The sequence below is a fragment of the Cryobacterium sp. MP_3.1 genome, from assembly GCF_035984795.1.
GTDB classification, from domain to species: Bacteria; Actinomycetota; Actinomycetes; order Actinomycetales; family Microbacteriaceae; genus Cryobacterium; species Cryobacterium zongtaii.
Window position 1 is genome coordinate 12,946 of sequence record NZ_JAXCHV010000035.1, and the last position, 20,901, is coordinate 33,846.

At 68.3% G+C, this 20,901-nt stretch carries 26 protein-coding genes, 1 tRNA gene and 1 pseudogene; 11 read left to right on the forward strand and 17 right to left on the reverse strand.

The features are described 5' to 3' along the window. Window positions 1-9: 9 nt before the first annotated feature. Complete coding sequence (locus RCH12_RS16185; protein ID WP_241983735.1) at window positions 10-1,206, forward strand: haloacid dehalogenase type II; 1,197 nt, start codon at window positions 10-12, stop codon at window positions 1,204-1,206. A 16-nt stretch (window positions 1,207-1,222) separates the two neighbouring features. On the opposite strand, the gene RCH12_RS16190 is transcribed toward RCH12_RS16185, so the two are convergent. The 3 genes from RCH12_RS16190 to RCH12_RS16200 all read right to left on the reverse strand — a co-directional run bounded on the left by RCH12_RS16190 (window position 1,223) and on the right by RCH12_RS16200 (window position 2,956). Continuing rightward, window positions 1,223-1,744: a hypothetical protein gene (locus RCH12_RS16190; protein WP_088457627.1), complete on the reverse strand. Its 522-nt coding sequence runs from the start codon at window positions 1,742-1,744 to the stop codon at window positions 1,223-1,225. A gap of 52 nt (window positions 1,745-1,796) precedes the next feature. Next, entirely contained in the window at window positions 1,797-2,402 is a 606-nt protein-coding gene (gene dcd / locus RCH12_RS16195; protein WP_088457628.1) for a dCTP deaminase, read from the reverse strand. A gap of 74 nt (window positions 2,403-2,476) precedes the next feature. After that, window positions 2,477-2,956: a DUF1801 domain-containing protein gene (locus RCH12_RS16200; RefSeq protein WP_327017555.1), complete on the reverse strand. Its 480-nt coding sequence runs from the start codon at window positions 2,954-2,956 to the stop codon at window positions 2,477-2,479. A 135-nt stretch (window positions 2,957-3,091) separates the two neighbouring features. Here RCH12_RS16200 and RCH12_RS16205 point away from each other — a divergent pair. From RCH12_RS16205 to RCH12_RS16220, 4 genes are all read left to right on the forward strand, one after another. Further along, window positions 3,092-3,165 (forward strand) — tRNA-Gly (locus RCH12_RS16205). Window positions 3,166-3,193: 28 nt separating this feature from the next. Beyond that, a complete protein-coding gene (locus tag RCH12_RS16210; RefSeq protein WP_327017556.1) occupies window positions 3,194-3,697 on the forward strand; it encodes a hypothetical protein in 504 nt (167 codons plus the stop codon). After that, window positions 3,694-4,704 (forward strand): DUF2804 domain-containing protein, encoded by a 1,011-nt coding sequence (locus RCH12_RS16215; RefSeq protein WP_327017557.1) that lies wholly within the window; start codon window positions 3,694-3,696, stop codon window positions 4,702-4,704. The genes RCH12_RS16210 and RCH12_RS16215 overlap by 4 nt, the downstream gene beginning before the upstream one ends. A 70-nt stretch (window positions 4,705-4,774) precedes the next feature. After that, window positions 4,775-5,014 carry a hypothetical protein gene (locus RCH12_RS16220; protein ID WP_088457632.1) on the forward strand — a complete coding sequence of 80 codons (240 nt, stop codon included), beginning with the start codon at window positions 4,775-4,777 and terminating at the stop codon, window positions 5,012-5,014. Between the two features lie 25 nt (window positions 5,015-5,039). Here RCH12_RS16220 and RCH12_RS16225 read toward each other — a convergent pair whose 3' ends face one another. The 8 genes from RCH12_RS16225 to RCH12_RS16260 form a co-directional block, all read right to left on the reverse strand. Continuing rightward, window positions 5,040-5,924: a carbohydrate kinase family protein gene (locus RCH12_RS16225; RefSeq protein ID WP_088457633.1), complete on the reverse strand. Its 885-nt coding sequence runs from the start codon at window positions 5,922-5,924 to the stop codon at window positions 5,040-5,042. 69 nt (window positions 5,925-5,993) lie between these two features. After that, on the reverse strand, window positions 5,994-6,455 hold the full coding sequence (locus RCH12_RS16230; RefSeq protein ID WP_327017558.1) for a GNAT family N-acetyltransferase: 462 nt from the start codon (window positions 6,453-6,455) through the stop codon (window positions 5,994-5,996). Window positions 6,456-6,522: 67 nt separating this feature from the next. Further along, entirely contained in the window at window positions 6,523-7,362 is an 840-nt protein-coding gene (locus tag RCH12_RS16235; protein WP_103479995.1) for an ABC transporter permease, read from the reverse strand. Continuing rightward, on the reverse strand, window positions 7,359-8,336 hold the full coding sequence (locus tag RCH12_RS16240; protein WP_327017559.1) for an ATP-binding cassette domain-containing protein: 978 nt from the start codon (window positions 8,334-8,336) through the stop codon (window positions 7,359-7,361). Before RCH12_RS16240 ends, RCH12_RS16235 begins: the two co-directional genes overlap by 4 nt. A 31-nt stretch (window positions 8,337-8,367) precedes the next feature. Next, window positions 8,368-9,213, reverse strand: a complete 846-nt coding sequence (locus RCH12_RS16245; protein WP_327017560.1) for a DUF4097 family beta strand repeat-containing protein — start codon at window positions 9,211-9,213, stop codon at window positions 8,368-8,370. 108 nt (window positions 9,214-9,321) lie between these two features. Next, window positions 9,322-9,810 (reverse strand): toxin-antitoxin system HicB family antitoxin, encoded by a 489-nt coding sequence (locus tag RCH12_RS16250; protein ID WP_088457638.1) that lies wholly within the window; start codon window positions 9,808-9,810, stop codon window positions 9,322-9,324. 59 nt (window positions 9,811-9,869) lie between these two features. After that, the gene (locus RCH12_RS16255) at window positions 9,870-10,586 is read right to left on the reverse strand and encodes an MBL fold metallo-hydrolase (protein ID WP_327017561.1); all 717 of its coding nucleotides are present in this window, start codon (window positions 10,584-10,586) and stop codon (window positions 9,870-9,872) included. Window positions 10,587-10,629: 43 nt separating this feature from the next. Then, complete coding sequence (locus RCH12_RS16260) at window positions 10,630-11,130, reverse strand: DUF6328 family protein (protein WP_103430844.1); 501 nt, start codon at window positions 11,128-11,130, stop codon at window positions 10,630-10,632. 203 nt (window positions 11,131-11,333) lie between these two features. Between RCH12_RS16260 and RCH12_RS16265 the strand changes: the two genes are divergently transcribed. The 3 genes from RCH12_RS16265 to RCH12_RS16275 all read left to right on the forward strand — a co-directional run bounded on the left by RCH12_RS16265 (window position 11,334) and on the right by RCH12_RS16275 (window position 13,745). Beyond that, window positions 11,334-12,020, forward strand: coding sequence for a GAF and ANTAR domain-containing protein (locus RCH12_RS16265; RefSeq protein ID WP_327017562.1), 687 nt, complete (start codon window positions 11,334-11,336; stop codon window positions 12,018-12,020). Further along, window positions 11,995-12,750, forward strand: a complete 756-nt coding sequence (locus tag RCH12_RS16270; RefSeq protein ID WP_327017563.1) for a GAF and ANTAR domain-containing protein — start codon at window positions 11,995-11,997, stop codon at window positions 12,748-12,750. The genes RCH12_RS16265 and RCH12_RS16270 overlap by 26 nt, the downstream gene beginning before the upstream one ends. 74 nt (window positions 12,751-12,824) lie before the next feature. Then, complete coding sequence (locus RCH12_RS16275; RefSeq protein WP_327017572.1) at window positions 12,825-13,745, forward strand: 5'-3' exonuclease; 921 nt, start codon at window positions 12,825-12,827, stop codon at window positions 13,743-13,745. Between the two features lie 21 nt (window positions 13,746-13,766). Here the strand turns inward: RCH12_RS16275 and RCH12_RS16280 are convergent, their stop codons facing one another. Together RCH12_RS16280 and RCH12_RS16285 are read right to left on the reverse strand one after the other, a co-directional pair. Next, window positions 13,767-14,747: an NAD(P)-dependent alcohol dehydrogenase gene (locus RCH12_RS16280; RefSeq protein ID WP_327017564.1), complete on the reverse strand. Its 981-nt coding sequence runs from the start codon at window positions 14,745-14,747 to the stop codon at window positions 13,767-13,769. After that, on the reverse strand, window positions 14,744-15,463 hold the full coding sequence (locus RCH12_RS16285) for a DUF4386 domain-containing protein (RefSeq protein ID WP_327017565.1): 720 nt from the start codon (window positions 15,461-15,463) through the stop codon (window positions 14,744-14,746). Before RCH12_RS16285 ends, RCH12_RS16280 begins: the two co-directional genes overlap by 4 nt. Before the next feature lie 112 nt (window positions 15,464-15,575). Here RCH12_RS16285 and RCH12_RS16290 point away from each other — a divergent pair, with 112 nt between their 5' ends. After that, window positions 15,576-16,289, forward strand: coding sequence for a TetR/AcrR family transcriptional regulator C-terminal domain-containing protein (locus tag RCH12_RS16290; protein ID WP_327017566.1), 714 nt, complete (start codon window positions 15,576-15,578; stop codon window positions 16,287-16,289). 7 nt (window positions 16,290-16,296) lie between these two features. Here the strand turns inward: RCH12_RS16290 and RCH12_RS16295 are convergent, their stop codons facing one another. The 4 genes from RCH12_RS16295 to RCH12_RS16310 all read right to left on the reverse strand — a co-directional run bounded on the left by RCH12_RS16295 (window position 16,297) and on the right by RCH12_RS16310 (window position 19,018). After that, entirely contained in the window at window positions 16,297-17,646 is a 1,350-nt protein-coding gene (locus tag RCH12_RS16295) for a permease prefix domain 1-containing protein (RefSeq protein ID WP_327017567.1), read from the reverse strand. Next, window positions 17,646-18,008, reverse strand: coding sequence for a PadR family transcriptional regulator (locus tag RCH12_RS16300; RefSeq protein WP_327017568.1), 363 nt, complete (start codon window positions 18,006-18,008; stop codon window positions 17,646-17,648). The genes RCH12_RS16295 and RCH12_RS16300 overlap by 1 nt, the downstream gene beginning before the upstream one ends. A gap of 87 nt (window positions 18,009-18,095) precedes the next feature. Beyond that, window positions 18,096-18,638, reverse strand: a complete 543-nt coding sequence (locus tag RCH12_RS16305; RefSeq protein WP_103430852.1) for an HAAS signaling domain-containing protein — start codon at window positions 18,636-18,638, stop codon at window positions 18,096-18,098. After that, window positions 18,635-19,018 (reverse strand): PadR family transcriptional regulator, encoded by a 384-nt coding sequence (locus RCH12_RS16310; protein WP_327017569.1) that lies wholly within the window; start codon window positions 19,016-19,018, stop codon window positions 18,635-18,637. Before RCH12_RS16310 ends, RCH12_RS16305 begins: the two co-directional genes overlap by 4 nt. A gap of 240 nt (window positions 19,019-19,258) precedes the next feature. Here RCH12_RS16310 and RCH12_RS16315 point away from each other — a divergent pair, with 240 nt between their 5' ends. Further along, complete coding sequence (locus RCH12_RS16315; RefSeq protein ID WP_327017570.1) at window positions 19,259-20,434, forward strand: alcohol dehydrogenase catalytic domain-containing protein; 1,176 nt, start codon at window positions 19,259-19,261, stop codon at window positions 20,432-20,434. Window positions 20,435-20,545: 111 nt separating this feature from the next. Further along, window positions 20,546-20,901, forward strand: a pseudogene (locus RCH12_RS16320) (hypothetical protein); the annotation flags it as partial.

Sequence of the window (20,901 nt, forward strand, 5' to 3'; positions counted from 1 at the left end):
ACCGAACCAATGACCAGCAGCACTCCAGCCGTGATCGTCTGCGACGTGAATGAGACCCTCTCGGACATGTCGGGCATGAAGGCCCGGTTCGTGCAGGTCGGCGCCCCCGCCCATCTGGCGTCCGTGTGGTTCGCCGCGCTCCTGCGGGATGGTTTCGCCCTCGCCGCGGCGGGTGGCGCCGCGCCGTTCGCGGTGATCGGGTCCGAGCTCCTCCGCGAGGTGCTGCGCGATGTGGCACTCCTGCGCAGCCCCGCCGACGCCGTGGAGCACATCATGGCGGGATTCGGGCTGCTCAAACTGCACGCCGATGTGCCCGAGGGCGTGCGAGCGTTGACAAGCACCGGGATGCGCCTGGTGACGCTGTCCAACGGATCCGCCGGGGTCGCCAGGTCGCTCCTGGCCGCGGCCGGGCTCGAGGGAGAATTCGAGGCGCTGCTCAGCGTCGAAGATGCTGGTGCCTGGAAGCCGGGGCGGCCCGCGTACGACTACGCCGCCGAGGCCTGCGAGGTGCGCCCGGCCCAGCTGCTGCTCGTGGCCGTGCATCCCTGGGACATCCACGGAGCCGCGCAAGCGGGCCTGGCCACCGCCTGGCTGAACCGCGGCGGTGACACCTACCCGAGCTACTTCACGGCCCCCGACTACACGGTGGGCCGGCTGGCCGAGCTGGCCACGCTGCTGGCAGGTGCGCCGGCGTCGCCATCCGGCGACGCGGCGCCAGAAGCCGCCCCGGAAGCCGCCGCTGAGCCGGCCGAAGCTGATCCGGCTGAAGGTCTCGTGGTCGTGACCGAGGCAGGAAAAGGCGGTTACGCCCAACAGATCACCGTCGGCCAGCACCGACTCACCGCCGACGAGCCTCGCCCGGTCGGCACCGATACCGGCCCGTCCCCGTATGACCTGGTCCTGGCCGGGCTCGGCGCGTGCACGTCGATGACCGTGCGCATGTATGCCGAACGCAAGAACTGGTCATTGGAGAAGGTGACCGTGACCCTCCGGCACAGCCGCATCCACGCCACGGACTGCGCGGACTGCGAGACCGCGGTCGGGCACATCGACCACGTCGAACGGGTACTCCGGTTCGACGGCGACCTCGATAAGCAGCAGCGTCAGAGGCTGAGCGAGATCGCCGACAGGTGTCCGGTGCACCGCACGCTGCACTCGGAGATCATCGTGCACACCACGGTCGCAGAGGCTGGCGCACCCGAGTGAGCGCTGCCGAAGCCGGTCAGTGCACCCGCACGGCCTCGTTGTGCTCCACGAGGTGCCAGGTGGTGCCCTCGTCGTCGCTCACCCAGCCCTCCCAGGTGTAACCGTCCTCGGTGATCGAGGTGAAGTTCCAGCGCACCGGGCGACCGTCGGTGCCGGTGCCGTCCTGGCGCAGGCCGTTGCGGTACGGGGTGGCGATCAGGTGGCAGTACTCGCCGATCGTCGGGGCGAAGGAGCTCACCCGCCAGGCACCGGCCAGCTGGTCGTAGACCCGCACGGCGGTGGCGACGGTCTCGAAGCCGGACGGATGCGTGGCGCTGGCCTCGACCTCCACGTCCTGTACCGCGCGCCCGTCGAGGATGAACTGCACGATCCAGGTGAACTCGCGTTCAGTCCACTCCCCCGTGGCCTCGTCGAGCCGGCTGCCGTGCGCCGCCCAGGTGCCCACGAGCTGGCCGAATCGGCGCATGCGCCCGGGGTATTCCGGGGTGGGACCGTCGGCGATCAGCGCCTCGGCAAAACGGGACTCTGAGGTGGTCATGCCTCGATTTTACCGGGCGCACGTAACGCGCGCATGAACATGGCGTTCCAGGTCAGCCGCCGAGGCTGCCGGCATCCGTGGTGCCCACGTCGGTGCGGTGAAAGTTCAGGTGCGAGCGGGAGGCCGTGGGGCCGCGCTGGCCCTGATACCGGGAACTGTACGCGGCAGAACCGTAGGGCTTCTCGGACGGCGAGCTGAGCTGGAAAAAGCACAGCTGGCCGATCTTCATACCCGGCCAGAGCTTGATCGGCAGGGTGGCCACGTTGCTGAGCTCCAGGGTGACGTGCCCGGTGAAGCCCGGGTCGATGAATCCGGCGGTGGAGTGGGTGAGCAGGCCGAGCCGGCCCAACGAGCTCTTGCCCTCGAGGCGGGCGGCCACGTCATCGGGCAGGGTGACGGCCTCGAAGGTGGCGCCGAGCACAAATTCGCCCGGGTGCAGGATGAACGGTTCGTCACCCTTGGCCTCGATCAGCCGGGTGAGTTCGGGCTGGTCGACGGCCGGATCGATGAACGGATACTTGTGGTTGTCGAACAGCCTGAAGAACCGATCGAGCCGCACGTCGATGCTCGACGGCTGGATCATCTCCGGGTCGTAGGGGGCGAGCGCGATTCGTTCCGCGTCGATCTGGGCCTTGATGTCACGATCCGAGAGAAGCACGGTGCCAGCCTATCGGCGTGGCCCCGCCCGGAGCGTGTGGTTTCCCAGCGTGACTTTCGGCGGCGCCGAGCCGATCAGGCAGCGGCCGTCGCGACCAGCTTCGCGATGGTCGCTGCACTGTGATCGTTCAGTTCGCGAAGCGCATAGGAGGTGGGCCACATCCCGCCGTCGTCGTCGAGGTTTGCCTGGGCGCTGAAGCCGAGAGTCGAGTAGCGCTCCTTATCGTCTTGGCCACTGCGGAAGAACACCACGACCTTGCCGGCCTTGGCCCAGCCCGGCTGGCCGTAATAGAGCTTGGGCAGCAGCTCTGGGGCGGCCTCGGTGACGATGCCGTGCAGACGCACGGCCATCTGGCGGTCGGGCTCTTTCATCTCGGCGATCTTTGCCATCATGGTCGCCTCATCCGCGGCCGCCTTGTCCTCGGCACGGCCGCGACGGGCGTCGGCTTTGAGTTCGGCGGCACGGGCCTTCATCGCGGCGCGCTCTTCCGCAGAGAAGCCTCCCGCCGACTCGGCGCCGACCTGGTTGCCGCTGATTTTCGGTTCGGTGCTCATCGCGTTGGGCCCTTTCGTCGGCGGACCGTCCCATGTTCGCACCTCGGCGGCCGAGGCTCAAGGAAGTCGGTGCCAGCCTGGCGGTCGAGGCTTGGTAGGATGGCGGTTCCAGTTCAGCTTCGGCGGCCTGGACGCGCGGATGTAGTTCAATGGTAGAACTTCAGCTTCCCAAGCTGATAGCGCGGGTTCGATTCCCGTCATCCGCTCCAAACTTCGGTCGGCCCAATAGAATCCGGCATGACCTCTCTTCCTCCTGAGCACATGCCACTGGCGCAATCGGCCGTTCCGGACGCGTCCGGCCGCCGCTTTTGGGGAATCGGTTTCCTCTGGTTTGTTCCGTTGTTCGGCGCCCTGCTTGCTCCGGTTCTGCTTGGCATTCTCGCAGCTCAGAACCGCCGGCACCCGGACGCGCTGGTGCGGGAGAATTCCCGATGGGCAGCGAACTGGGTGCTGACCGTGACGCTTGTCGCAGCGATCGGGGCGGCCATTGTGGTATCCGACGCGATCATCGGGCTCGTTCTGACTGGAGAAAGCGAGAGCGGGCCGTCGCCCACCCTTCTTCTGGCAGATTTGCTGCTGTGGGCGGCTGTGATCGGACACCTCGTTGTGTCCATCGTCGGGGTGGTGCGGGCACGCACCCGAATAGTCAATCCGAAGATCGCGATTCCCTTCATCCCTGCCCTAAAAGTAGACGTGTCGATGGAATTGGGACAGCCCGCTCTGGTGCGAGAAACGCCATGAGTCGCACGATCGTCGAGCGCGAGATCACCGAGCCGGTTTCGCTGTGCCTGCCCGACGGGCGGCTCAACCCCGCCGCCGTCGGTTGGAGCAGAAGGCCTCTGCACGACACTGCAGGCATCGACGGCCGCAGCAGTTGGGGCCGCAATAAGCGCTGGGAGTATTGGGGCGTCACCACGCCCACCCACATCGTGACTCTGACCGTCTCCTCGCTCGACTACGCAGCGGTGCACAACATCCTGATCTACGACCGCGTATCGGGAACGACGATGGAACGCGGCGCCGTCGCACCGCTGGGATCCAGTGCCACCCTGCCGGCATCCCTCGGCGCCTCATCCGCCCGGGCGCGCACCCGGTCGCTCACGATCGACATCGACGAGGTACCCGGCGGCACCCGCCTGCGCGGTCGCGCCGCGGGGGTGGCCTTCGACATCACCGCCGTGCGTCCGGCCGGCCACGAGGCGCTGGCCGTCGTGGTTCCGTGGTCCAAGAGCCGCTTCCAGTACACCGTCAAAGACGTGGCCCGTCCGGCCGAGGGCTGGGTCGAGGTCCAGGGTGACCGGTTTGAGCTTCCCGCCGGCGACAGTTGGGCGGTGCTCGACCACGGCCGCGGTCGCTGGCCGTACAAGATGACCTGGAATTGGGGCGCGGCGTCGGGAATCGTCGACGGACGCACCATCGGCCTCCAGCTGGGCGGCCGGTGGACGGACGGAACCGGTTCGACCGAGAACGCGGTGCTCATCGACGGAACGCTCCACAAGGTCAGCGATGAACTCGACTGGGTCTACGACGAAGCCCACTGGCTCGCCCCGTGGCGAATTCACGGAGGGAGCCTCGGCCTGCGTTTCGACCCGTTCTGGGACCATGCCAGCAAGACCGAGCTTCTGGTCTTCGGCAGCCGCGGTCACCAGTGTTTCGGCCACTATTCAGGCTGGGTCGACACCGATCTGGGACGCATCCGGGTCGACAGTCTGTTGGGCTGGGCGGAAGACATCCGCAACCGTTGGTGACACCTCGACCAGCGCTCGGAGCTTCGTGAGGCACAATGGTCCCCACGAGATTCTGCCAACGGAGGACAGCATGCCCGGCGACACCCAGGACGAACCGATTCAGGCCCAGCACAGCACAACCGAAGACGACAAAGTGGCGGGCATCCTGCTGCAGCAGGAAGCGGACCTGGCCGGTCACGACGAGGCCCAGGTCTTGGTTGCATTACGCCAACGCTTCGCCGACGGCGGCCACCAGGTGACTGACGAGGCCCTTCAGGAGCACGCCCGTCGCATCGCGGGCCTCGAACCGAACGCCTTCTCGAAGGAGTAGGCGCATCGCCCCCTGACCCCCCGAGCTAGGGAACCAGCGTCTCCAACGCCGGGTGCAGGTGTTTCGTGCGCAGAGCAACTGTCGCCTGGTCGGCGCCCGCGGCGAGCGCCGCCTCCGTGGAGGCGCCTGACAGGGTGGCGTCGAGAAAACCCGCGAAGAACGCATCGCCGGCGCCGTTCGTGTCCCGCACCTGAACGGGCACGGCAGCCACCCGGTGCAGGCCCTCGGCGTCGACGGCCATCGCGCCCTCTGCGCCGAGCGTGCACACGACGGCCGTGGTGCCGGCCGCCACACGGGCCCGCATGAACGCCGACGGATCGCTCATGCCGTCGGCATTCATGAAGATGTAGTCGGCCGCCCGGATGAAGGGCTCGTGGAACTCGGACCGGCCGTCGTAGTCGTGGACATCGGTCCAGACGGGGACGCCGGCCGCGATAGCCGTGGGGAGCAGGGCTCGGGAGGTTTCGGAGAGGTCCATCACCAGGGCCGCGGCACCCCGGCTCAACGCCGTGAACTGGGCGATGTCGGGTGCGGTGAACGCCGGCACCGAGAGGTACACGGACACCCGCTCCCCCGCCCGGGTCATCAGGTTCAGGTGTCGTTCGCCGGCACCCGGCACCACCGACGCGGTCACCTGGATTCCCGCCGCCTCGAGAACGGAACGCACCCGTCCTGACGCGTCGTCGTCGCCGAGCAGGGTCTGACATTCGACAGCCCGCCCGAGCCCGGTCAGGTGCAGCGCCTTACCCGCGGAGGTGCCACCGACGGTCTGAAAATCCTCGAGGGCGAACGTGACGTGCGGGCGCGGCTCCGGCAGCTGGTCGAGGTAGACGAGCGTGTTCCACGACACCGGTCCGCATACAACGATGTGACCCGCGCCGATGGCGCCCCCAGCGGATGCTCTGCTCATCCGCTCAGGCTACGGCACGGCCGCTTGGCGACTCGATGTGCCACAGCCGGTGCGGATTTTTGCCGGTCCCTACCCGGCTCGGAGCGGGCGAGACCACGCAACCTCACGGCTGAGCTGGCCGGATTGGACGAAGTGTTGCACCTGGTGGGTACCGGCGAGCGCCCTGGCGAGGTCGTCGCGGTCGGCAGCCTCGAAGCCCAGTTTCTGCCAGGAAGGCCCGGACCGTCGACTGAACAGCCACGCCCGCTGCGCTCCGCTTTCAGCAGCCCGCGCCAGGGCGAACAGGGCCAGCCGGGTGCCCTCGCCGGTTCGCTGGGTGAGTGGATGAACCGCCACGCTCCGAATGAGCGCGTGCTCCTGGTCATCGCTGAGCTCGAATCCCGTGCACGCCACGATGCTGCCGACCGCATCCCGTTCGATCCAGAGGTGCACCGTGGGAGCGTCAAGCCCGCTCAGCGTCAGATCTACCTCGCGGAGGAAGTCGGTCAGGTCGGCCGTATCGCCGGGCGACACTGGGGTGAGGGACGACATGGGCCCAGGTTACTGGGGCGGTTCATCGCGATCCGCAAGTCAACTCGCGAGAGCCCGGGCGGCGTGACTAGGAACGCACCGACTTGCGCTCGTAGATGATCATCGACCAGGCGTAGCCGATGACCGTGATCACCACGCACCAGCCGACCGCGAGCACAGCGTTCCAGCCGAGCGGGGTGCCGAGCAGCAGCCCGCGGAGGGTCTCCACGATCGGCGTGAACGGCTGGTACTCCGCGAACCACTGCAGCCCGGCCGGCATCGACTCGGTCGGTACGAAGCCGCTGCCGAGGAACGGCAGCAAAACCAGCAGGAGCGGCAGGTTGCTCGCCGTCTCCACCGATTTGGCCTGCATGCCCATCCCCACGGCGATCCAGGTGATCGCGAAGGCGATCAGCGCGATCAGGCCGAAGGTGGCGAGCCACTCGATGGGGGTGGCGGTGGGCCGGAACCCGATCAGCACACCGACGCCGAGCACCAGCGCGACGGCGATTATCGCCTGGATGGTGTTGCCGAGCACGTGCCCGGCGAGCACCGCCGCGCGGGAGATCGCCATGGTGCGAAACCTCGCGGTGATGCCCTCGGTCATGTCCATCGAGACCGTCGTGGCGGTGCCGCCGGCGGTGCCGGCGATGGTGATCGCCAGGATGCCCGGCATCACGTAGGCGAGGTACGCCGCCCTCCCGCCGGCCGGGTCCACGCCCGGCAGGCCGGCCCCGAGGGTGCCGCCGAAGACGAACACGAACATCAGCAGGATCACCACCGGACCCACGATGGTGAACACTGACAGGCCCGGGTAGCGAATCATGTGCAGCAGGTTGCGGCGCAGCATTGTGATCGCGTCGGTCACGACATAGGACCGATGACGGCTGCCCTGCACGGTCGGGCGCGGGGCGGTGATGGTGGTCATGAGTCTGTTCCCTTCGAATCGGCCCGGCCGGACGATTCCTTCGTGCCGGTCAGCGCGAAGAACACGTCATCAAGGTCCGGGGTGTGGATGCTGAGGTCGTCGACCTCGAGATGGGCCGCGTCGAGGCGGTCCAGCACGGCGCGCAGCGCGCCGACGCCGCCGGCGCTGGGCACGGTGAGCACCAGTCCGGCGTCATCACGAGCAGAGCCATCGCGAGCCGACTGCTTGAGCAGGCGGGCGGCGCTGTCCAGCGCCGCGGCATCCGCAAAGCGAAGCCGGATGTGACCGCCCGGTACGAGGCTCTTGAGCTCGTCGGGCGTGCCGTCGGCGACGATGCGACCGCCGTCGAGCACCGCGATGTGGTCCGCGAGCTGGTCCGCCTCCTCGAGGTGCTGGGTGGTGAGCAAGACCGTGGTGCCCTCCGACACCAGGCCACGCACGATGTCCCACATGGTGTGCCTGCTGCGCGGGTCCAGGCCCGTGGTGGGCTCGTCAAGGAAGATCACGCTCGGCGCCTGGACCAGGGTCATCGCGAGGTCGAGGCGGCGGCGCATGCCGCCGGAGTAGGTGGCGAGTGGCTTGCGCGCGGCCTCGACGAGGTCGAACTGCTCGAGCAGTTCGGCCACCCGCGACTTCGAGCGTTTCGCGCCGAGGTGACGCAGCCGGGCCATCAGCAGGAGGTTCTCCTCGCCGGTGAGCAGGCCGTCGACCGCGGAGAACTGGCCGGTGAGACCGATCGCCGCGCGCACACCGTCGGGGTCGCGCGAAACGTCGCATCCCGCGACGGTGAGGGTGCCGGCATCCGCCCGCACGAGCGTGGAGAGGATGTGCACGGTGGTGGTCTTACCGGCGCCGTTCGGGCCGAGCAGCGCGGTCACGGTGCCCGCCTTCACGGTGAGGTCGACGTCGTCGAGAACGGTCTTGCTGCCGTAGGACTTACGCAATCCCTGCACGGCGATCGCGGTGGTGGTCATGATGTTCTACCCTTCGCTTCGGTGCGCGCACTCAGCGCGCGCGGTGGATGCCGATGTCGCCGAACGCGGTGCGCGCACGCACCGCCACGGTCTGCTCGGTCGGGTCTGGGGCGCTGTCGCCGTCGAGCTCGTTGCGCAGGCGGCCGTTCTTGGAGGCCAGGTCGAGCCAGGCGGGAACGCCGGGACGCACACCGATGCTGACCTGGCCGAAGCCGCTCTCGACCTGCACCGACCCGCTCGAGATCTCTCCCAGCTGGATGCTGCCGTAGGCGGTTTTCGCCGACACGGCGGCGAGCGCCCGGGTGATCTCGAGGTCGCCGTAGGAGAGCTTCGCGTCGAGATCGCCGCCGGACTCCCCCACCGATATGTTGCCGTGCGATGCCTTGAGGATCGCGTTGCCGGTGACAGTGCCGATCCGGAGCTGACCGTGATCGGCGGTGATCTCGATGTCTCCCTCGGCGGCGCCGACGGTGGCGTTGCCGTTGCCGGCGCGCAGCCACAGGTCGCCGGTGGTATCGACCTCCGCCGCACCGTTCGAGCATTTGATCCGGGTGGCGCCGAGGCGTCCGGTTGCGCGCACATTGCCCGATGAAATCTCGGCAGTGAGCCGCGATCCCATCGGCAGCTCGATGAGCACGTCCACCGACTCGCTGGGGCCGATGATGCTGAAGCGGGGCTTCGGGCCGGTGACGGTGAGACGCTGGCCGTCGAAGTCCACTCTGGTCTCCTCGGCACCGCGGCGGTCGACTGCCCTGGCCGGGCTGGTGGGTGACACCGTCACGACGGTGTCGGTTCGGTCGCTGGCGACGACGTCGATTGCGCCGACCGGCAGGTGGATGGCGAGGTCGATCGGGTTGGGGGTGTTGTAGGTGGGCATGCTGATGCGTCCCTCTCTGTGGGCTATGCAATGTGGGCTGTGCAATGTGGGTACGACGGACCGACCCCGCGGGTGCGCGTGGTTGGAGTATTCAGCGTGCTGGGCGGGTTAGCGCGCCCAGCCCGCGAAGTTGTCGCCGGTGCGCAGGGTGCGCTGCACGGAACGGCGTTGCTTGGGTTGCAGAGCGGCCGCCGTCGCACGCACCAGCCAGGTGTTCACCGACAGACCGTCGGCCGCCGCCGCTTCGTCCACCCGCGCCTTGAGGGCGTCCGGCAGACGGAGGGTGGTGCGAGAGGTGCTCGCCTCGTCGAGGTCGACGGATGCGGCGGGCCGCTCGTCGCTCTCCGGCTCGGTGTTCGGCGCGGTGACGACGAACTCGATCTCGCGGCCGCGCAGCCGCAGGTCGACGGAGCCGGGGGCGAGGTCGCGGGTAATTTCGCCCACCGCGGCCGACAGCACGTCGAGGAGCACGAGCCGCGCCGCTGCATCCAGCCCGGCGGCGAGGCGCTCGGCGACGGCGCGAGTGTCCTCCGCACCGTTCTCCGCGGCATCCACCAGCTGACGCTGAAGGTCATTGACGTACGGTCCAAGTTCCATGCCACCATCATGACACCACGATGGTGTCACGTCAAGCATTGGTGGTGTCTGAGTTGGCGTCAGACCCGGGCGGCCTTCTCTACGGCGGTGACGGCCGCCGCAACGCCGGCGTTCCACGGGGTGCCGTGTCCGTGCAGCACCCAGGTGGCCCCCGTGGGGAGAATGGCGCGAAGCGATGCGATCGCCCGCTCCGGCTCATCCGTGAACGGTGCCGGCTGAGGCCCCGTCTTGCCCGTGAGTACGTGCCGGGTCGTGAGCCCGTCGCCCACGAAGACGGCGTCGGCAATCGGCACATGGATCGCGATGCTGCCCTCGGAATGCCCGGGTAGGCCGATGATGCGGGGCGCACCGGGCAGGTCCAGCGTGTCCCCGTCGTTCGCGTCCACGGTCTCGGTCAGGTAGGCGGTGCGCATCCCGCCCTTGCGCAAGGAGTACGCCGCGAACCCCAGAGTGGCGCCCAGCTTCATCGACTGACGGCCGTTCGCCGGCTTGGGGCCGCCCTTCGCGCGAGCCGCGTCGCCCGGGTGAACGTACACCGGCACGCCGTGATCGCGCCGGAGTCGTTCGGCGAAGCCGACGTGATCGCCGTCACCGTGCGTGAGAATGACGCCTTTGACGTCGCTGAGGGTGCGCCCCATGCCGGTCAGCTCGGCGAGGAGGTCCCGCCACTGGCCGGCGAGTCCGGCATCGATCACGGTCACCCCGTCGGGAGTGTCGACGAGGTAGACGGCCACGATGTCGTTGCCGATGCGATGGAGGTGCGGTCCTAGTCTCATGATGGCTCGACCGTACCGCTCGCGGCGCCGAACGGCCAGGATGTCAGGCCGAACGACGGATGATGCGCGGCACCACAATCCAGAGCAGCGCGACAACGACGAGGATGAACACCGCGAAGGCCACACCCCACGCCCGGCCGAGCACCAGATCGAAAATGAGCAGACCGATGCCGGCGACCGTGATGGCGACCCCGGCGAGCGTGGCCTGCACGAAATAGTCGGTGTACCGGATGATGCGGCTCTTCGCGTGCTTGCGGAACAGCACGCGATGCAGGCTCACCGGAGCCAGGCCCACCAGGGTCGTCAGCACCGAGGTCGCCACCAGGACCAGGTACACGTCGCGCTGGAACACATCGAGGTCCTCGAACCGGGACTGGAGGACCGCGGCCAGGAGGAAACCGGTGAGAATCTGGGTCCCGGTCTGGATGACCCTGAGCTCTTGGAGGAGTTCATTCCAGTTGCGGTCAAGGCGCTCATTCGGGGTCTCGCCGCGACCATCGGGGGCGCCGCCGGGCACGTCCGGAACCGGTGAGGAGTGCGACATGGGCTGAACCTTCCGTGAGGAGAGCCGGCAGCATCGGCCGCCGCGGGTCGGGACTCACGAGAGTACCGCCGGGCAGGCGGAATCGCAGCCGGTTCGGACTGGTTGAGCCGGGCCAGACAGGACTAACGTTGACCTTAGGTTCGGACTCGTTGTGATGACACGTGCCCTTTTGGCAGTAACTATGGACACGGCTGGCGGTGCTGATGAGTGAAGTCTCGGGGACACCCCGAATGACGGGCGGGCAGCTGGCCTCCCCGTTCCTGGCGCTCCTGCCGATCACGGGTGCGGCCATTTCGGTGATGGATCAGGACCGCCGCGCCTCGCTGATCCACGCCACCGACCCCACGGCCGCCCGGTTGGAGGAAATGCAGTTCGATCTGGGTGAAGGTCCCCAGTTCGATGCGTTTCGGACCGCATCGCTCATATCGGTTCCCGACCTCGCGCTGACCGATCAGTGGCCGGCATTCCTGCGGAGCGCTGCCGAGCTGACCGTGGGCGCCGTCTTCACCTTTCCCCTCATGCTGGGAGCGGTCTGCACCGGCACTGTCACCTGTTACCGCACCACCCCCGGGGCGCTCGATAACCAGTCCGTCAGGCTCGGCGAGTCCCTGTGCAGCGCCATCGCCGGGCCCGCCTTCCGCCGCGCGATAGTCCTCGCCGAACACGAATCATCCGACAATGAGGCACCGATCGAATCCCGGCGGGAGATCCACCAGGCCACCGGGATGGTTCTCGGCCAGCTGGATATCAACGCAACGGATGCTTTCTCACGAATCCGGGCCTACGCTTTACACCGTCCAAGAGATTGCCCACGCCGTCGTCAGCCGGCGCCTCAATTTCGCAGAGCTCCCAGAGTAGGTAGACATGCACGACACAGACCACGCGGCTGACAGCACCCGTGAAGAGAGAATCAACGACGCATTTGTGCGCGTGGCCGGCAGCCTGGTCGCCGACTACGACATCGTCGATCTGCTGTCCACCCTCGTCTACACCTGCACCCAGCTTCTCGACGTGCAGGCAGGCGGCATCCTCCTGGCCGACGGCACGGGGATGCTCGAACTGGTGGCCTCGACCAGCGAAGAGGCTGAAATCGTCGAGGTCATGATCGTCGCCGCCGGTGCCGGCCCGTGCATCGACTGCTACCAGACCGGTTCGGTGGTGAGCGTTCCCGACATCGAAGCCGACCCCCGCGACTGGCCGCGGTTCCGCCGCAGCGCCCTTGACCAGGGCTTTCGGGCGGCCCACGCCACCCCGCTCCGGTTGCACGGCGAGGTCATCGGCGCGATGAACCTGCTGAGCACGGAGGCCGGCGCGCTCAGCGACCGCGACGCCCAGCTCGCCCAGGCCCTGGCGGATGTCGCGACAGTCGGCATCCTGCACGAGCGTAGTTTCCGCCAGCCCGAGGTCGTGGCCGCCCAGCTCCACCTCGCTCTGGACACCCGGATTCTGGTGGAGCAGGCCAAAGGGGTTCTCGCCGAGGTGCGCTCCTGCACCATGAGCGAAGCCTTCGACGCCCTCCGCGACTACGCCCGCACTCACGAGGTCACCCTGCGAGCGGCGGCCGCCGGTGTGGTGAACCGCAGCATCTCCGCCGAGGCGCTGGTGGCCCAGGCACGCTAGCGGCACGGCCGGCCACTGCGCCGGTTCCTCAGGTGTGGCAAGATGCGGCCGTGACCACTCAACCCGAGCGCCGGATGCTCCTTGACACCGCCTCCCTGTATTTCCGCGCGTTCTACGGCGTGCCGGACTCGGTGCGCGCACCCACCGGTGAACCGGTGAACGCCGTGCGCGGTCTGCTCGACATGATCGCCCGACTCGCCACCGAGTTCCAGCCCACCGAGATCGTGGCCTGCTGGGACGACGACTGGCGGCCGCAGTGGCGGGTCGATCTCATCCCCACCTACAAGACCCATCGGGTCGCCGCCGAGCCTTCGGTGGCCGCCGACCCCGCGATCGAGGTTGTGCCCGACCTGCTCACCCCGCAGGTGCCGATCATCCGCGAGGTGCTCACCGCGCTCGGCATCCCGATCATCGGCGCCGCCCAGCACGAGGCCGACGATGTGATCGGAACCCTCGCCTCGCACTCGTCGATCCCGGTGGACATCATCACCGGCGACCGGGACCTCTTCCAGCTCGTCGACGACACCCGGGACGTTCGGGTGATCTACACCGGCCGCGGCATGGCCCGGCTGGAGCTTCTGACCGACGCGACGCTGACGGCCAAGACCGGCGTCACCCCGGCGCAGTACGCCGACTTCGCCGCCATGCGCGGCGACGCCTCCGACGGCCTGCCCGGCGTGGCCGGGGTGGGCGAGAAGACCGCGGCCACGTTGCTGGCCGAGTACGGCGACCTCGACGGGATCGTGGCGGCGGCGGCCGACCCCGATGTGAAGCTGGGCGCCTCCGTGCGCGCGAAGATCCTCGCCGCCGCGGACTACCTCACGGTGGCCCCGACCGTGGTGAACGTCGTGCGTGACCTGGACCTGCCGGACTTCGACGCCCGCATCCGCCAGAGCACACCCGAGCAGGCCGCCGCGCTGGAGCAGTTGTCGGCGACGTGGGGGCTCAGTTCGTCGATGCAGCGCGCCCGCGAGGCCCTGGCTGCGCTGGCCTGAGGGCGTTGGCCTGAGGCCGGTCTAGCCTGATCCGGAGATGCGCAGCACGACACTGCCCCGCTTGTGGCCGGCGTCGACGAAGCGGTGCGCGGCCACGATCTCGTCAAGGTCGTAACTGCGGTCGATGACCGGTCGCAGGTTGCCCTGCTCCGCGAGGCCCACGAGAAACCGAAGGTCCTCGGCCCGGTAGTCGACACCGCTGGCGCTGACCAGCTTGCCGCTCCGGCGAGTGCGGGACTTCGCGCGCAGGAGACCGGTCAGGTCGGTGATGACGGCCAGCAGGGCTCCGCCGGGGGTGATCAGCCGCTGCACCCTGTCGAAGGACGCGTTGCCGACGCAGTCCATGATCACGTCATAGGTGTCGGATCCGGTCGTGAAGTCCGAGCTCTGGTAGTCGATCACCCTGTCGGCGCCCAGGTCGGTGACCAGGGCGGCGTTCCGCGCCGCGCAGACCGCGGTCACGTGCGCACCGAGGTTCTTGGCCAGTTGCACGGCCGCGGTGCCGACGGCGCCGGATGCCCCGTTGACCAGCACTCGCGCGCCCGGCTGGATGTCGGCGCGGTTCAGGAAGACCCGCGCGGTGATGCCGCCGAAGACGAGGGCGACGGATTCATCGAAGCCCAGGCCGGCCGGCTTGGCCGTGATCGGTCCGTCCTGCCCGATCCGGGCATACTCGGCGTGGCCGCCGAACTTCGCGCCGAGCATGGCGATGACCTCGTCGCCGGGCGCGAACCTGGTGACCTTCTCCCCCACCGCTGCGACGACCCCGGCGGCGTCCATGCCGAGCACCCGCCGACGGGGCCTGAAGAACCCCAGGCCGGCCCCGGCCAGGAGGCCGAGGCCCTTCGGCACGTCGTGGGAGCGGGCCCGGTGGTCGGCGGCGCTCACGGTGCTGGCGAGCACCCGGATGAGCACCTCCTGGGGCCCGGGCGCCGGGGTGGGGATCTCCTCAACCGAGACAACGTCGGCGGGGCCGAACCGCCGGTAGACCGCGGCCCTCACGAGGTCACTCCAACCGGGTCGGCGCCGACTCGGCGCTGCTGCATCCGCTCGACGGCGTCGGTGTTGAAGCCCTTGAGGATCAGCCAGAGGGCGAGCGACACCTCCCAGGCGAACACGGGCAGCGCAACGAGCAGCCCGGTCGGGGAGAACTGGCCATACAGGCCGAAGATCACCAGCACCGTCGAGAGGGTGATGATGGCTCCACCCACCAGGCCGAGTACAGCGATGGCGCGAGGCACAAGGCGGGAGGTGAACATCAGGGTGGCCAGCAGGATCGAGCCGATGCCGAGCGCGAAGCCGGGACCGAACAGCAGGGTGCCGTCTTGCAGGGCCAGCAACGCGGCGGCGACGGCCTCGAGCGCGCTGTCGTCAACACTGGGCGGCTGCTGCCGCAGCATCAGCACGGTGAGCAGGCTGAGGGTGCCCACCAGGATGATCGCGGCCTCGAGGATGCGCGCGGCAACGTAGGCCAGCGCCAGCGTCGGACTCTGGCGGCGGAGCACCGGATAGAGGACCACCCCGGTGCCGACCACGGCGATCACGAGCAGGACCTCGAACAGCACGCCGACGGCCACCATCGGGTCGCGGCCGGTGCCGAGGACATAACCGGGCGTGTTGAGCACCGGGGCATAGAGCAGACGGCCGACAATCGCGCCGACTTCGGTGAGGAGAAAGAGGGCACCGGCGAGAATTGCGGTTCGGCGGATGGGAGACATGAGAGCTCCTTCACGGTTGAGGTGTACGGCGTACACTCGGATGCAGCGACTCTAAGGTGTACGCTGTACTCCTGTCAATGGGCAGGACTGATCTCGTTCAAAGGGAGCTCACATGGCTCAAGCTCTGGTGGTCCCGCGGGTGCGCCTCAATCGTGATCGGGTGCTGCAGGCCGCCATCGGGCTGGCCGATCAGGTCGGCATCGAGGCGCTGAGCATGCGCCGGCTAGCCGAGGAGCTCGGCGTTGTGCCGATGGCGCTGTACAAGCACGTGGCGAACAAGGACGAGCTGCTTGACGGGATGGTCGAGGTGATCGTCGCCGAGATCGACCCGCCGGCCCCGGACACCGAGTGGAAGACCGCGGTGCGCCTGCGGGTGCTCTCGGCCCGCCAGATGTTGTTGCGGCATCCGTGGGCCCGATCGGTGCTCGAGTCGCGCACCACGCACACCCCGGCGGTGCTGGACTACCTGGAGTCGACGATCGGGATGTTCCTGGCCGGCGGGTTCTCGGCGGACCTCACCCACCACGTGATGCACGCCCTGGGCAGCCGCATGTGGGGGTTCACCCAGGAGCTCTTCGACGCATCCGCCGACCCGGCCCGGCCACCCGTCGACGTCGCCGTGCAGACCGCCCGAATACAGGCGATGGCGGAGCGGTATCCCCACATCCTGCAGATCAGCACTGCGGCGGCCCACGACGATTCGGTCGTGGCGCACGGCTGTGACGACAGGTTCGAGTTCGAATTCGCCCTCGACCTACTCCTGGAAGGTTTCGAGCGACTCCATGTCTCCGGCTGGTCGTCCGGCCCGGCCACCCACACCGCCTAGCCCGGAATCAAGCGAAGCCGAAGACCAGCGGGAAGACCACGGCCACGATGAGCGCCCAGAGCCCGTAGATCGGCAGGTACCGGGTCTGCCAGTGTTCGAGTGCCGCGAACGCGCGTCGCCCGCGCAGGAACCCGATAGTGAGCCAGGCCGCACGCACCAGGTGCACCAGGAGCAGCAGGTTGAGGCCGAGCGCGGCGATCTTGTTGGGGCTGAAGCCGAACTCGGTGATGCGCGTGAGCATCGCCGTGAGCATGACGGCATCGACAGCCAGGGCCACGATCACCAGCACCAGCTGGAGCACGTCGAAGACGCCGGGCCGGGCGAGGGAATCGCGGGCGGAGATCGAGTAGAGCAGCAGGCTGAGCACGAGCACCAGGATGGCGTTCATCAGGATGAGCAGGTAGCGTTCGACGGTGCCCAGCCCGCCGGCGGTGGCCAGCACCGCGAGCACGGCCAGGAGCATGATGATCGTCAGCGGGGTGAACACCCGGGTGAGCACCGGGGCGATGTTCTCGACCACGTTCTGCTTGGCCTCGACCAGCCAGGCGGCCACGACGAGGGCGCCGGGTATCGTGAGCGGCAGGATCCAGCCGGTCAGCACCGGGCCGGGCTCGACGCGCACGGCGGACAGCACCGCGACGGTGAGCCCGATGAGCACGGCTCCGCCGAGGGCGAGCAGCGTGTAGTAGATCGCGAGCTCGCCAGTGAACCGCACGAAGTCCATCCGTCGGGCATCGGAGCGCCAGCGGCCGCCGACGTAGGCGAGGCCGACCAGCATCCAGAGCAGCACCGGGGCGTGCAGCGCGGCGAGCAACTCGGTGGAGCCGCCGGCGGCAAACGGGTAGACGTTGAGCAGCACCGCGAGGGCGGCGAACGAGACGACGAGGGTTGCCGCCACGGGCACGGTGAGCCGGCGCTTCCAGCCGAAGTAGGCGGCGAGGAACGGGAACACCAGCAGGCCGAGGTTTCGGACCAGGCCCGTGCCGCCGTCGGACCAGGTGAGGCCGGCCTTGACGGCCAGGCCCGCGCCGAGGGCGAAACCGACCACCACGGCGAGTTCCCGCCAGGCCGGCGCGCGGCTGTCGCCGGCGGCGTCGGGCAGGAGCACGAGTTGTTTCCAGAGCCTGTCGGAGTGTTCCCGGGCGAATTCGCGGGACACGGCGTCGAGGTTGCCCAGCCGCTTGATCGCCACAAGGAAGGCCTCGTCGTGGTCGAGCCCGGTGGCCAGCAGGTCTTCGATCTGCTCGCGCAGGTGATCTTCCAGCTCCTCCACGTCGGCGGTGGCGATGGCCTGTCGCCGCTGCACGTAGCCGCGCCAGCTGTCGATCTGGGCTTCCAGGTCGGCGTCGAGGTCCATCAGGCCCACCCCTCCGTCACGGCCGTCGGCCGGGGCCGGTCCTGCCAGACCTGGCGGAGGGCATCCGCTACGACGGTCCACTGCTCCTGCCGCTCGGCCAGCTGTTCCCGGCCGAGGTCGGTGATGGCGTAGTGCTTGCGCCGGCGGCCCGCGTCGGAGGTGCCCCAGAGCGAGGTCACGTAGCCGAGCCGTTCGAGGCGGTGCAGCAACGGATAGAGCATCCCGTCGGTCCACTGCATGCTGCCGCCGCTGAGCTCGCCCACCCGCTTGAGGATGGCGTAACCGTAGAGGTCGCCGTCCATCAGAATTCCCAGCACCAGCGGGGTGGCCGCGGCGGCGACCAGGTCTTTCTCGATGCGCATGGCGCCTCCTATACCTAGAGCTGCAATGCATGAACCCTAGCAGTTCTAGGTATAGGGATGGGGTCGACTTCTGCCCGACCCGGCGGGTCAGGCCGTCGCGGGCACGCCCCATTGGCGCCGGAGGTAGCCGCCCACGAAGATGTTGGCGATCAGCGGCACCAGGAGGAAGACCGTCAATCCCAGAAGCCACAGATCGGTGCCGCGCCAGATCAGCAGCGCGGCCAGGGCAACGAGGGCGGCGGCCACAGATACAACCGCCGACGCGACGCGAACCTGCGGAGTCCACAACTTGCCCATACCGATCATCACCAGCCCGGCAATCCAGCCCACAATCGGCACGAAATACCACCCGGCCGTGAGGACGATCGCGGCGGCGGTGGGATAGGCCCTGGATACCGGCACCGCGCGGCCTGGTGCCTGGGCTTCGGCCGCCGCATCCGCCGCGATGACCCGGGGGTCGCCGAGCTCGGCGATCCGGGCCCGGGATGCATCCTCGTCGAGTCCGGTCAGTTCGTCGGCGATGTCGGTGAGGATGTCGGCACGCAGGGCGGCGGGAGCCGCCGACAAGGCGGACTCGAGCTCGGCCAGGTATCGACGGGCTGAGGCGCTGAACGAATCGGTGCTGCTCATGATCTGGTGCCTTTCGGTGGGGTTGCCGACGATGTCGGGTGCGGGGTGGACGACTCGTCGGGAGCGATGATGCTGCTGACGGCGTCGGAGAACGGTTGCCATTGCGTTCTGAACTGACCCAGCTGCTCCCGGCCCGCCGGCGTGAGGCTGTAGTACTTCCGTGGCCGGGCGGAATCCGATTCGTCGGCCTGAGCGATGATGAGGCCCTGATCCCGCAGGCGACCGAGCAGCGGGTAAAGGGTGCCGATGCTTCCGATCAGCCCCAGGGACACGAGCTGTTCCGAGATCTTCCAGCCGTAGGTCGGCTCGCGTTGGAGAAGCCCCAGCACGCAGTATTCGACCACGCCCTTGCGGAGTTGTGTTCCCACGTCGTTTGCCATGTACAACAGCATATGCTGCAATGCAAGCCATTGGCAATCAAAGTGGCGCGGCGGCCCGCCTGCGGCGGCGCACACCCGTTGGTACGACGGTGAATTCCCCGATTCGTCACGCCTCGGCGCCAAGCCTGGAGATACGTCCAGCTTCCTTGAGTTTCTCCTCTGCCTGAACAAGGCTGGTCAGATTCGCCCCACCCGGGCGGCACCGCAACCGCGGCCCGATCGCACCAAGAAGAGGACACCGTGAAAGCACTCACCTGGCAGAACACCAAAAAGGTCGAGGTCATCGAGGTCCCCGATCCCGTCATCGAAAAGCCCACGGATGTGGTCATCCGCATCACGTCAGCGGCCATCTGCGGTTCAGACCTGCACCTGTACAACGTGATGGGGCCGTTCCTGGCCAAGAACGACGTTCTCGGCCACGAGAACATGGGCATCGTGGAGCAGGTCGGCGCCGCCGTAACCACCCTCTCGGTGGGCGATCGGGTCGTCATCCCGTTCGTCATCGCCTGCGGTGACTGCTTCATGTGCAACCAGGGCCTCACCACCCAGTGCGAGACCACCCAGAACCGCGACTCCGGCACCGGCGCCAGCCTCTACGGCTTCAGCGAGCTCTACGGATCGGTTCCCGGCGGCCAGGCCGAGCGCCTGCGGGTTCCGTTCGCGGACTTCAACGCGGTCAAGGTCGGCGCGGACCTGCCCGACGAGCGCTACCTGTTCCTCAGCGACATCCTGCCCACCGCCTGGCAGGGCGTGCAGTACGCGGATGTGCCCGCCGGCGGCACCCTCGCCGTGATCGGCCTGGGCCCCGTGGGCCAGTTCGCCAGCCGCATCGGACGCCACCTGGGCTTCCGGGTGCTCGGCGTGGACCCGGTGCCGGAGCGGCGCGAGATGGCCGCCCGGCACGGTGTGGAGGTGTTCGACCTCGACGACGACATCGTTGCCACCCTGCGCGCCACGACCGACGGGCGCGGCCCGGACTCTGTTGTTGACGCCGTTGGCATGGAGGCGCACGGCAACCCCGCCGCCGCGTTCACCCAGTACGCCGCAGGGCTGCTGCCGGATGCGGTGGCCAAAAAGGTCTTCACCACGGTGGGTGTTGATCGCCTGGCCGCGCTGCACATGGCGCTGGACCTCGTGCGTCGCGGCGGCACGGTCTCGGTGAGCGGCGTGTACTCCGGTGTGGCCGACCCGATGCCGCTGATGAACATGTTCGACAAGCAGATCCAGTTGCGGATGGGCCAGTGCAACGTGCAGCGCTGGATCGGCGACCTGCTGCCCCTGGTGGAGGACCCCACCGACCCCCTCGGCGTGATGGACCTCGTCACCCACCGGGTGCCGCTGGATCGCGCCCCGGAGATGTACGAGACCTTCAGCGCCAAGGACGACGGCTGCATCAAGGTCGTCCTGACCCCCTGATTCCCCTCTCGCGAACTGTGAGTCAAGCCCCAGAATCTCGCGATTTCTGGGGCTTTTCTCCCAGCTCGCGGAACCTTCTGCAGTGTCAGTGGTTGGTGAGACGATCTCATCATGAGTAACCCCGACCAGGCAGTACCGCCCGCTCCGGATGATGACGACCACTCTCCGGAGTCCGCTCCACCTGGCTCCACCCCCTCCCCCGTCGACCCCACAGAAACCGGATCGACGGAAACCAGCCCGCCCGAATCCACCGCGACTGAACCTGCCGCAGTCGAACCTGCCGCGACCGAACCTGCCGCAGCCGAGCCCGACGCAGCCGAGCCCGCCGCTTTCGAGCCGTACGTGCCCAATCCGGCGCTGGACGAGTTGGTCTGCTCGGAGCTGGCCCGCCGCACCGAGCTGATCGCGGTCGAGGCCCGCGCCATCGCCATCGCGCAGGCCCGGCAGGCCGAGTTCCTCGTCGCCCT

Coding starts and splice junctions, on each gene's coding strand:
- RCH12_RS16185 (WP_241983735.1), top strand. CDS start 10: ATGACCAGCAGCACTCCAGCCGTGATCGTCTGCGACGTGAATGAGACC.
- RCH12_RS16190 (WP_088457627.1), bottom strand. CDS start 1,744: ATGACCACCTCAGAGTCCCGTTTTGCCGAGGCGCTGATCGCCGACGGT.
- RCH12_RS16200 (WP_327017555.1), bottom strand. CDS start 2,956: ATGAGCACCGAACCGAAAATCAGCGGCAACCAGGTCGGCGCCGAGTCG.
- RCH12_RS16210 (WP_327017556.1), top strand. CDS start 3,194: ATGACCTCTCTTCCTCCTGAGCACATGCCACTGGCGCAATCGGCCGTT.
- RCH12_RS16215 (WP_327017557.1), top strand. CDS start 3,694: ATGAGTCGCACGATCGTCGAGCGCGAGATCACCGAGCCGGTTTCGCTG.
- RCH12_RS16220 (WP_088457632.1), top strand. CDS start 4,775: ATGCCCGGCGACACCCAGGACGAACCGATTCAGGCCCAGCACAGCACA.
- RCH12_RS16225 (WP_088457633.1), bottom strand. CDS start 5,924: ATGAGCAGAGCATCCGCTGGGGGCGCCATCGGCGCGGGTCACATCGTT.
- RCH12_RS16230 (WP_327017558.1), bottom strand. CDS start 6,455: ATGTCGTCCCTCACCCCAGTGTCGCCCGGCGATACGGCCGACCTGACC.
- RCH12_RS16235 (WP_103479995.1), bottom strand. CDS start 7,362: ATGACCACCATCACCGCCCCGCGCCCGACCGTGCAGGGCAGCCGTCAT.
- RCH12_RS16240 (WP_327017559.1), bottom strand. CDS start 8,336: ATGACCACCACCGCGATCGCCGTGCAGGGATTGCGTAAGTCCTACGGC.
- RCH12_RS16245 (WP_327017560.1), bottom strand. CDS start 9,213: ATGCCCACCTACAACACCCCCAACCCGATCGACCTCGCCATCCACCTG.
- RCH12_RS16250 (WP_088457638.1), bottom strand. CDS start 9,810: ATGGAACTTGGACCGTACGTCAATGACCTTCAGCGTCAGCTGGTGGAT.
- RCH12_RS16255 (WP_327017561.1), bottom strand. CDS start 10,586: ATGAGACTAGGACCGCACCTCCATCGCATCGGCAACGACATCGTGGCC.
- RCH12_RS16260 (WP_103430844.1), bottom strand. CDS start 11,130: ATGTCGCACTCCTCACCGGTTCCGGACGTGCCCGGCGGCGCCCCCGAT.
- RCH12_RS16265 (WP_327017562.1), top strand. CDS start 11,334: ATGAGTGAAGTCTCGGGGACACCCCGAATGACGGGCGGGCAGCTGGCC.
- RCH12_RS16270 (WP_327017563.1), top strand. CDS start 11,995: ATGCACGACACAGACCACGCGGCTGACAGCACCCGTGAAGAGAGAATC.
- RCH12_RS16275 (WP_327017572.1), top strand. CDS start 12,825: ATGCTCCTTGACACCGCCTCCCTGTATTTCCGCGCGTTCTACGGCGTG.
- RCH12_RS16285 (WP_327017565.1), bottom strand. CDS start 15,463: ATGTCTCCCATCCGCCGAACCGCAATTCTCGCCGGTGCCCTCTTTCTC.
- RCH12_RS16290 (WP_327017566.1), top strand. CDS start 15,576: ATGGCTCAAGCTCTGGTGGTCCCGCGGGTGCGCCTCAATCGTGATCGG.
- RCH12_RS16295 (WP_327017567.1), bottom strand. CDS start 17,646: ATGGACCTCGACGCCGACCTGGAAGCCCAGATCGACAGCTGGCGCGGC.
- RCH12_RS16300 (WP_327017568.1), bottom strand. CDS start 18,008: ATGCGCATCGAGAAAGACCTGGTCGCCGCCGCGGCCACCCCGCTGGTG.
- RCH12_RS16305 (WP_103430852.1), bottom strand. CDS start 18,638: ATGAGCAGCACCGATTCGTTCAGCGCCTCAGCCCGTCGATACCTGGCC.
- RCH12_RS16310 (WP_327017569.1), bottom strand. CDS start 19,018: ATGGCAAACGACGTGGGAACACAACTCCGCAAGGGCGTGGTCGAATAC.